This window comes from Stutzerimonas kirkiae (assembly GCF_004327335.1).
In the GTDB taxonomy this organism is placed as follows: domain Bacteria; phylum Pseudomonadota; class Gammaproteobacteria; order Pseudomonadales; family Pseudomonadaceae; genus Stutzerimonas; species Stutzerimonas kirkiae.
On record NZ_QJUO01000026.1, the window covers coordinates 1 to 14,491 of the forward strand.

At 64.7% G+C, this 14,491-nt stretch carries 10 protein-coding genes; 9 read left to right on the top strand and 1 reads right to left on the bottom strand.

The genetic code is table 11. The features are described 5' to 3' along the window. On the bottom strand, positions 1–3,877 hold a 3,877-nt coding region (locus tag DNJ95_RS13885; protein WP_131185326.1), incomplete at its 3' end, for a retention module-containing protein. A gap of 523 nt (positions 3,878–4,400) precedes the next feature. On the opposite strand from DNJ95_RS13885, the gene DNJ95_RS13890 reads away from it, so the two are divergent. The 9 genes from DNJ95_RS13890 to nth all read left to right on the top strand — a co-directional run bounded on the left by DNJ95_RS13890 (position 4,401) and on the right by nth (position 14,376). Next, a complete protein-coding gene (locus DNJ95_RS13890; RefSeq protein WP_131185327.1) occupies positions 4,401–5,753 on the top strand; it encodes a TolC family outer membrane protein in 1,353 nt (450 codons plus the stop codon). 179 nt (positions 5,754–5,932) lie between these two features. Beyond that, positions 5,933–8,044: a type I secretion system permease/ATPase gene (locus DNJ95_RS13895; protein ID WP_242671963.1), complete on the top strand. Its 2,112-nt coding sequence runs from the start codon at positions 5,933–5,935 to the stop codon at positions 8,042–8,044. Further along, a complete protein-coding gene (locus tag DNJ95_RS13900; protein ID WP_131185329.1) occupies positions 8,031–9,392 on the top strand; it encodes an HlyD family type I secretion periplasmic adaptor subunit in 1,362 nt (453 codons plus the stop codon). The genes DNJ95_RS13895 and DNJ95_RS13900 overlap by 14 nt, the downstream gene beginning before the upstream one ends. A 258-nt stretch (positions 9,393–9,650) precedes the next feature. Further along, positions 9,651–10,235, top strand: coding sequence for an Rnf-Nqr domain containing protein (locus DNJ95_RS13905; protein WP_131185330.1), 585 nt, complete (start codon positions 9,651–9,653; stop codon positions 10,233–10,235). Further along, the gene (gene rsxB, locus DNJ95_RS13910; protein WP_131185331.1) at positions 10,232–11,437 is read left to right on the top strand and encodes an electron transport complex subunit RsxB; all 1,206 of its coding nucleotides are present in this window, start codon (positions 10,232–10,234) and stop codon (positions 11,435–11,437) included. Before DNJ95_RS13905 ends, rsxB begins: the two co-directional genes overlap by 4 nt. Further along, positions 11,434–12,417 (top strand): RnfABCDGE type electron transport complex subunit D, encoded by a 984-nt coding sequence (locus DNJ95_RS13915; RefSeq protein WP_242671962.1) that lies wholly within the window; start codon positions 11,434–11,436, stop codon positions 12,415–12,417. The genes rsxB and DNJ95_RS13915 overlap by 4 nt, the downstream gene beginning before the upstream one ends. After that, complete coding sequence (gene rsxG / locus DNJ95_RS13920) at positions 12,414–13,040, top strand: electron transport complex subunit RsxG (protein WP_242671961.1); 627 nt, start codon at positions 12,414–12,416, stop codon at positions 13,038–13,040. The genes DNJ95_RS13915 and rsxG overlap by 4 nt, the downstream gene beginning before the upstream one ends. Beyond that, a complete protein-coding gene (locus DNJ95_RS13925) occupies positions 13,037–13,741 on the top strand; it encodes an Rnf-Nqr domain containing protein (protein ID WP_242671960.1) in 705 nt (234 codons plus the stop codon). Before rsxG ends, DNJ95_RS13925 begins: the two co-directional genes overlap by 4 nt. Then, positions 13,738–14,376, top strand: a complete 639-nt coding sequence (gene nth / locus DNJ95_RS13930; protein WP_131185368.1) for an endonuclease III — start codon at positions 13,738–13,740, stop codon at positions 14,374–14,376. The genes DNJ95_RS13925 and nth overlap by 4 nt, the downstream gene beginning before the upstream one ends. Positions 14,377–14,491 lie beyond the last annotated feature (115 nt).

The following is a 14,491-nucleotide window of genomic DNA, read 5'->3' on the forward strand; positions in this document are numbered from 1 at the left end:
GTATCTCGGTGCTCACCGCCGTGCTGTCGAAGCCCAGGTTCTCCAGCGCGCCCGGCTGCCCTGCGTTCGCTTCGCTGACGCCGGTGATGGCGTTGGCGATGCTGTCGTTTTCCAGGTACACGTCGTCGCGGTTGACCGCCGTGTCCACCGAGCCGCTGCTGGCGTTGGCGGCGATGGTGATGGTCTCGCCATTCTGCAGCGTCACGCTGATCGCGTTGTTGGTGGTCACCGGGTTGTTGTTGGCATCCACCAGGCTGGCGGTGTAGGTGATGCTGCCGCCGTCTTCGCTGGTGCTGGCGGTGGCCGTCAGCTTGACGGTGACGCTATCGATGGTATCGCTGATCTGCGCCGTCGCCGTGGCGCCGGTCACATCGGTGGCTTCGAAGTTGCCGCCGTCGATCGCCGTCACCGTCGCCGTCAGGCTGCTCGGATCGACATAGACATCCGAGTCCTGGGTCGCGATAAAGAGTTCGCCGTAGCCACTCGCATCCACCACCACGGTGTACGCGGTACCGCCCACGTCCACACTCAGCGTCGCCGGAGTACCGGCTTGCGGCGGATTGCTCAACTGGAACTTGAAGGTGACGCCCGCGTCATCCTCGGTCACGTCGGTGGTCGATACCACCACCGCGGTGGTGTCGATGGTGTCGTTGATCGTCACCGTCGCCGTATCGCTGCTGTCCAGGCTCTCGAAGTTGTGAGCGCCGGCATCGCTGACGCTGACCACGTAGCTTTCACCGTCCACATAGACGTCGTCGCCCTGCACGCTGAACGGCGTCGAGACGGCGGTGCTGCTGCCGGCGGTAAAGGTGATGGTCGCACCGTTGTCCAGGGTCACGGTGAAGTCGCGATCGGTCGGATTGCTCAAGGTGGCGCTGATGGTCGCCGTGCCCGAGCCTTCGTCGACCGTCACATCGCCCAGGGTCAGGGTGGTGGTGTCGATGGTATCGCTGATCTGCGCCGTCGCCGTGGCGCCGGCCACATCGGTGGCTTCGAAGTTGCCGCCGTCGATCGCCGTCACCGTCGCCGTCAGGCTGCTCGGATCGACATAGACATCCGAGTCCTGGGTCGCGATAAAGAGTTCGCCGTAGCCACTCGCATCCACCACCACGGTGTACGCGGTACCGCCCACGTCCACACTCAGCGTCGCCGGAGTACCGGCTTGCGGCGGATTGCTCAACTGGAACTTGAAGGTGACGCCCGCGTCATCCTCGGTCACGTCGGTGGTCGATACCACCACCGCGGTGGTGTCGATGGTGTCGTTGATCGTCACCGTCGCCGTATCGCTGCTGTCCAGGCTCTCGAAGTTGTGAGCGCCGGCATCGCTGACGCTGACCACGTAGCTTTCACCGTCCACATAGACGTCGTCGCCCTGCACGCTGAACGGCGTCGAGACGGCGGTGCTGCTGCCGGCGGTAAAGGTGATGGTCGCACCGTTGTCCAGGGTCACGGTGAAGTCGCGATCGGTCGGGTTGCTCAAGGTGGCGCTGATGGTCGCCGTACCCGAGCCTTCGTCGACCGTCACATCGCCCAGGGTCAGGGTGGTGGTGTCGATGGTATCGCTGATTTGCGCCGTCGCCGTGGCGCCGGTCACATCGGTGGCTTCGAAGTTGCCGCCGTCGATCGCCGCCACCGTCGCGGTCAGGCTGCTCGGATCGACATAGACATCCGAGTCCTGGGTCGCGATAAAGAGTTCGCCGTAGCCACTCGCATCCACCACCACGGTGTACGCGGTACCGCCTACGTCCACACTCAGCGTCGCCGGAGTACCGGCTTGCGGCGGATTGCTCAACTGGAACTTGAAGGTGACGCCCGCGTCATCCTCGGTCACGTCGGTGGTCGATACCGCCACCGTGGTGGTGTCGATGGTGTCGTTGATCGTCACCGTCGCCGTATCGCTGCTGTCCAGGCTCTCGAAGTTGTGAGCGCCGGCATCGCTGACGCTGACCACGTAGCTTTCACCGTCCACATAGACGTCGTCGCCCTGCACGCTGAACGGCGTCGAGACGGCGGTGCTGCTGCCGGCGGTAAAGGTGATGGTCGCACCGTTGTCCAGGGTCACGGTGAAGTCGCGATCGGTCGGGTTGCTCAAGGTGGCGCTGATGGTCGCCGTACCCGAGCCTTCGTCGACCGTCACATCGCCCAGGGTCAGGGTGGTGGTGTCGATGGTATCGCTGATTTGCGCCGTCGCCGTGGCGCCGGTCACATCGGTGGCTTCGAAGTTGCCGCCGTCGATCGCCGCCACCGTCGCGGTCAGGCTGCTCGGATCGACATAGACATCCGAGTCCTGGGTCGCGATAAAGAGTTCGCCGTAGCCACTCGCATCCACCACCACGGTGTACGCGGTACCGCCTACGTCCACACTCAGCGTCGCCGGAGTACCGGCTTGCGGCGGATTGCTCAACTGGAACTTGAAGGTGACGCCCGCGTCATCCTCGGTCACGTCGGTGGTCGATACCGCCACCGTGGTGGTGTCGATGGTGTCGTTGATCGTCACCGTCGCCGTATCGCTGCTGTCCAGGCCCTCGAAGTTGTGAGCGCCGGCATCGCTGACGCTGACCACGTAGCTTTCACCGTCCACATAGACGTCGTCGCCCTGCACGCTGAACGGCGTCGAGACGGCGGTGCTGCTGCCGGCGGTAAAGGTGATGGTCGCACCGTTGTCCAGGGTCACGGTGAAGTCGCGATCGGTCGGGTTGCTCAGGGTGGCGCTGATGGTCGCCGTGCCCGAGCCTTCGTCGACCGTCACATCGCCCAGGGTCAGGGTGGTGGTGTCGACGGTATCGTCCACCACGGTATTGGCCGGGGAAGGGTCTACCACCAGGGTTTCGAAATTGCCGCCGGTGGCGTCGGTGATGGCAACCGACAGGTCCGGCGCGCCGTTGTAGATATCGTTGCCCGCCACATAATCCACCGAGCCGCTGGTAGCGCCGTCGGGAATGGTGATGGTCTGGCCGTTGCTCAGGGTAACGGTCACATCGCCCTGCGCCGGATTGGTCAGGCTGGCGGTGTAGGTCACCGTTCCATTTTCATTGACGCTTGGCGTGGCCGTCAGGGAGACGGTGGTTTCATCGCTATCGTCCACCACGGTGGTGGTCGTGGTGCTGGAAGTGTTCAGCGAACTGTAGTTGCCGCCAGTGGTGCCGCCGATGCCGACCGTCAGCACGTCGTCGGCCTGCCTGTAGCTGTCATCAGGCCGGCTCGAGGGAATGCTGCCAGTGCCACTGGTCGCGCCGACAGGGATCGTGATCACCACGCCGTTGGTCAGGGTGACCACCAGCGGACTCCCCACCACGGGGCTGTTGACCGTGAGCGTATAGGTAATCGGCTCGCCTTCGACGATCTGCTGCGGGGCGGTGAGCGTGAGGATGGCGGCAAAGGATGAACTGCCGGACTCAGGCTCGCCGAGCGTCTCCCGGCTGTTGTTGAATTCGACCGAGATGCCTTCTGTCGGATAACCCGGATCGGCCACGACCCGCTCCCCCGTCAGGTCGAGCACCACGGCGGTGTGGCTGCCGCCACCCTCGCCAGCCTCGCCCGCGGCCGCCGCACCGGCGGCGGTCGCCTCGAGCCCGCTGGTCGGATCCGTCGGGTCGGCCCCATCGGCGATGGCTTGCTGCAATGCCTCTATATCGTCGCCAGGCCCACTGGCGGGCCGATCCTCGCTCAGCCCGGCCACCTCGCCCCAGCGACTTTCACGCCCTACATCAAGGGTACGCCCGTCCGGCAACTCAATGGTGATGGCGCCACTCGCACCGGTCAGAACTTCCTCACCGGTAAAGACCCGGTCCCCCTCTACCAGCAAACGGCGGGCGCCATCCGCGGCGACGGCGAAGACCTGTCCTACAACACCTTTGACAACACCAATGATAGCCATGGGTTTCTCCTTGAGAACACTCTTAATCTGTAAAGTGCAGCCGGGCTTAATAGCCTTCCAACAAGAATAGCCAGCACATCGCTGCCCCAACTATACCCATTCGACCGCCCCGCACCTATGCGCTTTTTTACAACTTACCATCCACAATTCGCACCCGAACCGACACCCGCCGACAATCGGAAAACCATTTTTTTGACGCCATAATTACATCACCTAACCTCATCCCGACCCCAGCAAACGCCGGACTTCCACGACAATTACCCTAGATTCGATGAATATTGGAAATTCGCCGAATATATATATAGAAATCAGCAAAAGAAGCGGACCTAACCCATGCATAGACACAAAAAAACATCATTTTAAGCAACACTGCTTTTAACAATCCTCACCGCTCGTACTCTATGCAGGGACAACCCTGCGCCCTAACATGGGAAAGATCATTCCCACGTCAGTATTTCACCGCTGGGAAACAGCGACATTAAGAACCGGACGTTATCTGTAACATCCCAAAGGAACTCCTCGCATGAAATTCCAGCGCAGCCTTGCAGCCGCCTCAATAATGCTCGCCATGTCAGGCGTCACATCAGCGGAAGATCTGCCTAACGCCATCCAGCAGGCGCTCAATTACCACCCTGAAGTGAGCCGCTCCATAAACAGCCGCCACGTCGCAGAGAAAGAGCTGCGTGCCGTGAAAGGCGGCTACCTGCCTTCCGTGACATTGAGCGCGGGCACTGGCCGCGAGGGCACCGACAGCCCATCGACCCGCAGCGGTGGCAGCCACTGGAGAAACCTGCACCGTAGCGAAGGCAGCATCAACCTGAACCAGATGATCTTCGACGGCTTCGCCACGCCCAACGAAGTCGGCCGCATGAAAGCCACCGTCAATTCCCGTGCCTGGTCCGTGCTGGGCACCAGCGAAAACACCGCCCTGCGCGCCGTCGAGGTCTACCTGGATGTGCTGCAGAGGCAGGAGTTCGTGCACCTGGCCAGTGAAAACCTGAGAAGCCATGAACGTATCTTCGACCAGATCCGCCTGCGCACCGAGCGTGGCGTGGGCCGGCTGGCCGACCTGGATCAGGCCGAGGCCCGCCTGGCCCAGGCCCGCAACAACCTGCTGACGGAAGAAACCAACCTGACCGATGCCAAGACCAACTACTTCAGCGTGACCGGCACCCTGCCCGAGGCCCTCGCCACGCCGACGCCGCTGGCAGGCCGCCTGCCGGCCAGCCTGGAGGACGCCCGGAAGATCATGATCGCCACCAATCCGCTGCTGAAATCCGCGGAGGCCGACATCGAGGCGACGGAACGCCAGTACGCCACGTCCAAGTCCACCTACTACCCTCGCTTCGATGCACAACTGTCGCGCGCCGCGGACAACAACATCGACGGCACCGAGGGGCACGTCAATGAATGGCAGGCGATGGTACGAATGAACTACACCCTGTTCCAGGGCGGGTCGAACAAGGCGACCCGGGAAGCACGCGCCTACCAGGTCAACGAAGCCCTGGACGTGCGCAACAACGCCCTGCGCCAGCTCAACGAAGAACTGACCCTGGGCTACTCCGCACTGGACAATGCCCGTCGCCAGTTGCCGATAGCCAAGGACTACGCCGACCGCTCGCTGAAAGTCCGCGACGCCTACCAGCAGCAGTTCGCCCTTGGCGAGCGAACCCTGCTCGACCTGCTGGACAGCGAGAACGAACTGTTCACGGCACAGCGCCGCCATACCGAGGTGAAATACATAGAACTATTCACCCAGTACCGGATCCTTGGTACGACCGGCGAGTTGCTGAAGAGCCAGTCCGTGGTGGCCCCGATGGCGAGTACAGTACTGAGTGACAGCAAGACCAGGATCGATCTGCCAGGCCTGAACTGATCGCTTCCGGGCAATAAAGAGCGGGGGACTCCGGAGCCGGATCCCCCGTCGTTCATGCAAGATATCTCGCAGAAGAAACCCTACCCATGAGTGATACCGCCGATCCGACAGTCCCCCCTCTGCCAGACGCCAACGCTGTTGAGTCCGGCCACAGGCAGGAACGCCGTGATCCTCGCGAGATGCACGACGACCCCCTGCTCGATGGCCTGCTGATTCTCTGCACACTGCATGATCGCCCGGCCAGCCGCGCCACGCTGACCTCCGGCCTGCCGCTCAAGGACCAGCGCCTGAGCGATGACCTGCTGCCCCGGGCCGCCGCCCGTGCGGGCCTGCAGGCACGACTGATGCGCCGCCCGCTGGAGAAGATTCCAGCCATGTCGCTGCCGGCCATGCTGTTCCTGCGTGACGAACGTACCGCCATCCTGCTCGGCTATGACCAGCAGGGCCGGGCCCGGCTGATGCCCTGCGAAACCGAAGGCGGGGAAATCGCCCTGCCGGTCGAGGAACTGCGGGAGCAGTACAGCGGGCGCGTGCTCTTCGCCCAGCCGCGCCACCAGCATGATCTCCACCATGAACAACTGGTGCCACGCACCCGCTCCTGGTTCCGCGACACCCTCAAGCTGTCACGCTTTCTTTATATGGATGCGATAGCGGCCAGTTTCTTCATCAACCTGATCGCCATCGCCACCCCGCTGTTCGTCATGAACGTCTACGACCGTGTGGTGCCCAACCAGGCCGAGGCCACGCTCTGGGTGCTGGCCATCGGCATCAGCGGCGCCTTCCTGTTCGACCTGATCCTCAAGACCCTGCGCGGCCTGTGCCTGGACATCGCCGGCAAGAAGACCGACCTGATCATTTCCGCCACGCTGTTCGAGCGCATCACCGGCATGTCGATGAAGGCACGCCCGTCGCGCATCGGCAGCTTTGCCCAGAACATCCACGAATTCCAGTCGCTGCGGGACTTCCTCTCGTCGCTGACGCTGACCGCGCTGATCGACCTGCCCTTCACCCTGCTGATCCTGGTGGTCATAGGCCTGCTCGGCGGCCCGCTGGTATTCGTGCCGCTGTTGGCCTTCCCGATCGCCCTGCTGGCCAGTTGGGCCCTGCAGAAACCCCTGGCGGCGACCATCGAGCGCTCGCTGAAACTGGCCAGCGAGCGCCAGTCCACCCTGATCGAGACCCTCGGCGGGCTGGATGCGATCAAGATCAACAATGCCGAGAGCGAACGCCAGTACCACTGGGAACACACCATCGGCAGCCTGAGCAAACTGGAGCTGCGCGCCAAGGTGCTGTCCTCGCTGGCGGTCAACCTGACCCAGTGGATCCAGCAATTCGCCGGGGTCGCCATGATCGTCGCCGGGGTCTACCTGATCATGGCCGGCAACCTGAGCATGGGCGGGCTGATCGCCAGCTATATGCTCAACAGCCGCGCCCTGGCCCCCCTCGGGCAACTGTCGGGCCTGATCACGCGCTACCAGCAGGCGCGCCTGACCATGACATCGACCGACCAGATGATGGACCTGCCGCAGGAGCGGCAGAGCACCGAAAGGCCGTTGCAACGGCCGTCCCTGCACGGCGAGATCGAGCTGCGCCAGGTGGACTTCAGCTACCCCGAGCAGCAGACGCTGTCGCTGGAAGGCGTCAACATCCACATCCAGCCCGGCGAGAAGGTCGGCATCATCGGCCGCACCGGTTCCGGCAAGAGCTCCCTGGAAAAACTCATCCTCGGCCTTTACGCCCCCAGCGCCGGTAGCCTGCTGATGGATGGCATGGATATCCGCCAACTGGATGTCAGCGAGATACGCCACAACATCGGCTACGTTCCCCAGGACATCCAACTGTTCAGCGGCACCCTGCGCGACAACCTGGTAATGGGCGCCCGCTACGTGGAAGACGAAGCCATATTGCGCGCCGCCGAACTGGCTGGCGTGCATGACTTCGCCCGGCTCCACCCGGACGGCTACAACCTGCAGGTCGGCGAGCGCGGCCAGAACCTTTCGGGCGGCCAGCGCCAGGCCGTGGCCATCGCCCGCGCGCTGCTGCTCGACCCGCCGATCCTGGTCATGGACGAGCCCAGCAGCGCCATGGACAACAGCAGCGAGGAGCGCCTGAAATCCCTGCTGACACCGATCGTCGCCAACAAGACACTGATACTGGTTACCCACCGCGCCTCCATGCTGTCGCTGGTCGACCGCCTGATCATCATCGAAAAGGGCAAGGTCATCGCCGATGGCCCGAAAGCAACCGTCATGACCGCCTTGAAGAAGGGACAGATCAATGTCTCTCGCTGATTTCGCAAGAACCCTCCGCCGTTACTTCCAGCCACAGGACGACAGCGGCCTGCAGGCCGTGCCCGAGGTCAACCGCGCCCTGGTCGAAGACGCACCGCGCATCGTGCGCCTGACCATCTGGGGGATCGTGGCGTTCCTGCTGTTCCTGCTGGTCTGGGCCGGCTTCGCCAGTATCGAGGAAGTCACCCGGGGCGATGGCAAGGCCATCCCGTCCTCCAGGCTGCAGAAGATCCAGAACCTGGAAGGCGGGATCGTTTCGGAGATATTCGTCCGCGACGGCGCGATAGTCGAAGCCGGGGCACCCCTGTTGCGCCTGGACGACACCCGCTTCTCCTCCAACGTTGGCGAAACCGAGGCCGACCGGCTGTCCCTGAGCGCCCGCATCACGCGCCTGCAGGCGGAGATCGACAACCAGCCGCTGGAGTTGCCCGAGGATATCCTCGAACGCGCGCCCGGCGTCGCCAGGGGCGAACAGGCGCTGTACGACAGCCGCCGCCAGCAATTGGAGGAAGAAGTTTCCGGGCTGTCCGAGCAATTGATCCAGCGCCAGCAGGAACTGCGCGAGTTCCAGTCCAACGCCAACCAGTTCCGCAGCAGCCTGGCCCTGCTGCAACAGGAAATCCGCATGTCCGAGCCACTGATCGCGGCCGGCGCCATTTCCCAGGTGGAAGTGCTGCGCCTGCGCCGCGCCGAAGTGGAAACCAGGGGCCAGTTGTCCGCCATCACGCTATCCATCCCGAAGGCCGAGGCCGCCATCAAGGAAGTGCAGAACAAGGTCAAGGAAACCCGCAGCCGCTACAAAAGCGATGCCCTGCAGCAACTCAGCGAGGCACAGGCCGAGTTGAACAAGATCACCGCCACCGGCAGGGCCCTGGAGGACCGAGTCAACCGTACCCTGGTCACCTCACCGGTGCGCGGGATCGTGCAACAGATACTGGTGAACACCATCGGCGGCGTCATCCAGCCGGGCGACAGCCTGGTGGAAATCGTGCCACTGGACGACACCCTGCTGGTCGAAGCCAAGATACGCCCGCAGGACATCGCCTTCCTGCACCCCGGCCAAGAGGCCATCGTCAAATTCACCGCCTACGACTTCACCGTCTATGGCGGCCTGCAGGCCAAGCTGGAGCACATCAGCCCGGACAGCATCACCGACGAGGAAGGCAACAGCTTCTACCTGATCCGCCTGCGCACGGACAAGAACCACCTGGGCAGCGAAGAAAACCCCTTGCTGATCATTCCCGGCATGGTGGCCTCGGTCGATATCATCACCGGGCGCAAGACCATTCTCAGCTACCTGCTCAAACCCATCATCCGCGCCAGGGCCGAAGCCTTGCGGGAGCGCTGAGCGGGCCTGCGCCGCACACGCCTAGCCGTATTTCCCGGCCTTGGCGCACGGGCCCGGGGCACCGTTCCGGTGGGAAAGAGCACGAAACCGAAAGCCCTACGGACGATTCGGTATTGCACCGATGGCCCGTTCCATAGTCGCCTCGGTATTTACCGCGAGCCCGGTCGGCGACACCGGAGTGCTTGTACCGCCCCAGGCGCTTCCCGATAATAGCGGGCCTTTCAGCCATGCTTTCGCTGCGCGCGACGGAACCCCGCGATGACCGAACCCGCCCTGATCATGGTTAGCGCCATCCTGGTCAACAATTTCGTGCTGGCGCAATTCATCGGCCTGTCCTCCCTGCCGGCGGCGCCACGCCAACTGCAAAGCGCACTGCTGCTCGGCCTGCTCAGCACTGCCGTGGCGGCCTTGTCGGCGCTGTGCAATCACTTGCTGCTGCAACACCTGCTATTGCCCCTCGAGCTGGTCTATCTGCGCAACCTGGCATTCATCCTGGTGATCCTGCCCCTGGCGCAGGCCGCCGTCATGTTCAGCCGGCGCTACCTGCCGCGCCTGGCGCTGAAGCCACAGGCGCTGCTGACGCTGCTGGCCTGCAATGCCCTGCTGCTGGGGGTGGCGCTGCTCGATGCGCAGCGGCCCGCGAGCGGCGCCAGCACCGCCATGCTCCACGGCCTCGCGGCAGGCCTGGGCTTCACCCTGGTACTGGTGCTGTTCGTCGCCCTGCGCCAGCGCCTGGCACAGCCCGCCATCCCGGTAGCCTTTCGTGGCGCCGCCATCGACATGATCAGCCTGGGGCTGATGTCCCTGGCGTTCATGGGCTTCAACGGGCTGCTCAAGGCATGAACGGAACCTGGATATCGAGCAGCCCCCACGACCTCCGCCCGCTGCCCGAACGCATCGACGCACTGCTGCCGCAGACCCAGTGCCGGCAATGCGGCCACCCGGGCTGCATGCCCTATGCGCAGGCCATCGTCGAGGGCGAAGGGATCGGCAAGTGCCCGCCCGGTGGCCAGGCGACCGTACGCGCCCTGGCCAGACTGCTCGGCGTAGCGGAAGTACCAGTGGAATCGGGCATCGCCGAACCGCCAGTGCGGGTCGCCCATATCCGCGAAGCGGAATGCATCGGCTGCACCAAATGCATCCAGGCCTGCCCGGTGGATGCCATCGTCGGCGCCGCCAAGCTGATGCACACCGTCATCAGCGCCGAATGCACCGGCTGCGACCTGTGCCTGGAGCCCTGCCCGGTGGACTGTATCGATATGCTCGAAACCGCTCCCGAGCAGGCCCGCGACCGACAGCACAAGGCCGACCACGCCCGCCAACGCTTCCTGCGGCGCCAGGCGCGCCTGCGCCTGGGGGAACAGCGTGAGCGGCAGGAGCGACAGGCCAGTAGCGAACAGCGGGCACACCATGCGCGGCTTGCGCCAGCGCGGGAACGCCTGCCGGAGCAGCGCCGCGACGAGCATGCCGATGCCCTCAAGAAGCTGCGAATCGCCGCCAACATGGCCCAGGTGGCATTGAGTAAAGCCTTGAAACAACTGGCCAGCCGCCCCAACCCGCAACTGCAAGCCCAGGTGGAGCAACTGCGGGGCGCCAGCGAAAAGGCCCAGGCCGAACTGGCGCAGGCCACGCAACACCCCGCGGCCACCGCGCCGGTCGCCCGGCCGGCCGGCGTCGAGGCGCTGCGGCGGGCCAAGATCCATCTGGTCAGTTGCCGTAGCGCCCTGAAAAAAGCCCGCCAGGAAGGTACCGACGAAACGCGCCTGCAGGCGTTGGGCGAAGCCCTGGCCGAAGCCGAACGGCAGTTGCATGCCGCCGAAGAAGCCTCCGGCAAGCCACCTCCTGACCTGCAAAGGACCTACAAACGCCCGGTCACAGCAGCCAGCCAGGCGCTGAAAACCGAGCTGGCCTTCGCCCGCGCCGACCTGAGCAGGCTGCAGCGCGACCCACAGAGCGCACCGGCGCGGCTGGCGGCGGCCCAGGCACGCCTGCGCCTGGCCGAACAACGGCTGGAACGACTCGAAGGCCCGGCAGGGCCATCATGAACCCACGCGCGCCCGTTCCCGCCCGGCCGCACAGCGGCCAGCCCATGCGCCAAGTGATATTCGCCGCCGTGCCCGGCCTCTGCGCCCTGGTATGGCTGTACGGCAGCGGACCACTGTCCAACCTGCTATGGGCCGCCTCGCAGGCCATGGCCTGCGAGGCGCTGCTGGTGAAACTGCGTGGCCACCCGCCAGGGCAGGCGCTGGGTGACGGCAGCGCCCTGCTGACGGCCCTGCTGCTGGCCCTCGCCCTGCCGCCCTATAGCCCCTGGTGGCTGATCGCCCTGGCCGTCGCCAGCGCCATCGGCCTTGGCAAACAGGCCTATGGCGGCCTCGGGCAGAACCCCTTCAACCCGGCCATGGTCGGCTATGCGCTGGCGCTCGTTTCCTTTCCGCAGGAAATGAGCCGCTGGCCGCTACCGCATACCCTGGACTTCGCTACCGGCCTGGCGCAGGTGTTCGGCCAGGCCGGGCGGCCCGATGGCTGGAGCCAGGCCACCGCGCTGGACGTACTCGCGCACAACGACCGCCTGACCCTGGAAGAGCTCTGGCAGGCACCGGTATTCGGCCTGGTCGGCGCCGCCGGCAGCGAACTGGTCAATTTCGCCTTTCTCGCCGGCGGCCTGTGGTTGCTGCGCCAGCGCCTGTACACCTGGCATGCGCCACTCGGCATGCTGGCCGCCCTGGGCCTGATGAGCCTGCTGTTCTGGAACGGCAGCGGCTCGGATGGCAACGGCTCGCCGCTGTTCCATCTGTTCAGTGGCGCCACCATGCTGGGCGCCTTCTTTATCGTCACCGACCCGGTCAGTGGTGCCGCCAGCCCACGCGGCCGGCTGCTGTTCGGCGCCGGGGTGGGCGTGCTGGTCTATGTGATCCGCACCTGGGGCGGCTACCCGGATGGACTGGCCTTCGCCGTACTGCTGATGAATCTCGCCGCCCCGCTTATCGAGCAGTGCCTTGCACGGCAGGGCGCGAACCGATGAAAAGCCCGCACCCGCTGTTAGCCAACGGCTTGCTCCTGCTGGGCCTGACGCTGCTGGCCGTCGCCCTGCTGAGCGGCCTCCAGCAACTCGTCGCCGAGCGCACCCGCCAGGCCGAGCGCGCGCTGCAGAGTCGCGAGCTGAACCGGCTGCTGCCCCCCGAACTGCGCGACGATGCCCTGCTCGACAGCCGCCGCGACCTCCAGCACCCACTGCTGGGCAGCATCCATGCCCAACCGGCCTATATCGCCCAGCGCCAGGGCCGGGCCGTGGCGGTGATTCTCCCGGCTACCGCCGTGGATGGCTACAACGGCAGCATCCATCTGCAAGTAGCGATACGCGCGGATGGCCGCATCAGCGCCGTGCGCCTGCTCGAGCACCGGGAAACCCCGGGCCTGGGCGACCGCATCGAGGCGGGCAAAAGCCACTGGCTGCAAGGCTTCTCCGGCAAGTCCCTGGACGATCCCGCCGCCGCGGGCTGGACGCTGAAGAAACAGCAGGGCGAGTTCGACCAGTTCGCCGGCGCCACCATCACCCCGCGCGCGGTGGTCCATGCCGTACGGCGCACCCTGCAATACTTCGAAGCCCACCGGCAACAGTTGCTCGATACGGCAGGCCAGCGATGAACGAAGGACTACGCCAACTCGCCCGCGAAAGCCTCTGGCAGGACAATCCGGCGCTGCGGCGCCTGCTCGGCCTGTGCCCGTTATTGGCGGTCAGCGACTCGCTGGTCAAGGCCCTCGGGCTCGGCCTGGCGGTACTGTTGGTATTGCCCCTGGCCGGCCTGGGCGCGGCGCTGGTCGGGCGCGTGCCCGGCATTCGCGTACGCCTGCCGGCACTGCTGCTGATCAACGCGACCCTGGCCGCCTGCGCCGAGTTGCTGCTGCTGGCCTTCGCCTACGAGTTGCAGCAGCGCCTCGGTATCTTCATTGCGCTGCTGGCCAGCAGCAGCCTGCTACTGGCAACCCGGCACCGCGCCGGCCCGCACGCGCCCCTTACTGCGGCAACCGATGCGGCACTCACGGGCCTGGGCTTCGTGCTGCTACTCTTGCCCCTGGCCGCACTGCGCGAGTCGCTTGGCAGCGGTCGCCTGCTGGCTGACGCTCATCTGCTGTTCGGCCCGCGGGCGCAGGGCTGGGGCCTGGCACTGGGCGACTACCAGGGTTTTGCCCTGCCCCTGCTGGCGCCGGGCGGCTTCATCCTGCTGGGCCTGCTGATCGCACTGTACAACCGCCTGGAGCAACGGCGCCGCGAGCGCCTGCCAGGGCAATCCCATTCCCTCCATGCCGGGACAGAATCACCGGCGTCACCGACCGACTTGCCATGAACGCCGAAAAACGCCGCGAAATATTCCGCCGCTTCCACGAGGACGACCCCAACCCCACCACCGAACTGGCCTACAGCAATGCCTTCGAGCTGCTGATCGCGGTGATCCTCTCGGCCCAGGCCACCGATGTCGGCGTCAACAAGGCCACCGCCCGCCTCTACCCGGTGGCCAACACCCCCGAGGCGATCCATGCACTCGGTGTGGAAGGACTGTCCGAGTACATCAAGACCATCGGCCTCTACAACAGCAAGGCGAAGAACGTCATCGAAACCTGCCGCATCCTCATCGAGCGGCACGGCAGCCAGGTGCCGGATAATCGCGAAGCCCTGGAGGCCCTGCCCGGCGTTGGCCGCAAGACCGCCAACGTGGTGCTCAACACCGCCTTTCGGCAACCGACCATGGCCGTAGACACCCATATCTTCCGCGTCAGCAACCGTACCCGTATCGCGCCAGGCAAGAACGTACTGGAAGTGGAGCGCAAGCTGCTCAAGTTCGTGCCAAGGGAGTATCTGCTCGACGCCCATCACTGGCTGATCCTGCATGGACGCTATGTCTGCAAAGCGCGCAAACCGCAATGTGGCAGTTGCCGTATCGAAGACCTCTGCGAATACCCGCAGAAGACTTCCGACGATTGATGAATATCGACAAAAACCGTTGTCCCGATTGAAAAAATCTTTTTTACCGGAGCCCTGGTTTGTCGTTATAAGGTGCGGCCAGACAAGGCGTGTGGAAGCCTGCAATGGCGGCTCT

What these genes read in the sequence shown, in the direction of transcription:
- nth (WP_131185368.1), top strand. Translation starts at nt 13,738, where the DNA reads ATGAACGCCGAAAAACGCCGCGAAATATTCCGCCGCTTCCACGAGGAC.
- DNJ95_RS13890 (WP_131185327.1), top strand. Translation starts at nt 4,401, where the DNA reads ATGAAATTCCAGCGCAGCCTTGCAGCCGCCTCAATAATGCTCGCCATG.
- rsxB (WP_131185331.1), top strand. Translation starts at nt 10,232, where the DNA reads ATGAACGGAACCTGGATATCGAGCAGCCCCCACGACCTCCGCCCGCTG.
- DNJ95_RS13905 (WP_131185330.1), top strand. Translation starts at nt 9,651, where the DNA reads ATGACCGAACCCGCCCTGATCATGGTTAGCGCCATCCTGGTCAACAAT.
- DNJ95_RS13900 (WP_131185329.1), top strand. Translation starts at nt 8,031, where the DNA reads ATGTCTCTCGCTGATTTCGCAAGAACCCTCCGCCGTTACTTCCAGCCA.
- rsxG (WP_242671961.1), top strand. Translation starts at nt 12,414, where the DNA reads ATGAAAAGCCCGCACCCGCTGTTAGCCAACGGCTTGCTCCTGCTGGGC.
- DNJ95_RS13915 (WP_242671962.1), top strand. Translation starts at nt 11,434, where the DNA reads ATGAACCCACGCGCGCCCGTTCCCGCCCGGCCGCACAGCGGCCAGCCC.
- DNJ95_RS13925 (WP_242671960.1), top strand. Translation starts at nt 13,037, where the DNA reads ATGAACGAAGGACTACGCCAACTCGCCCGCGAAAGCCTCTGGCAGGAC.
- DNJ95_RS13895 (WP_242671963.1), top strand. Translation starts at nt 5,933, where the DNA reads ATGCACGACGACCCCCTGCTCGATGGCCTGCTGATTCTCTGCACACTG.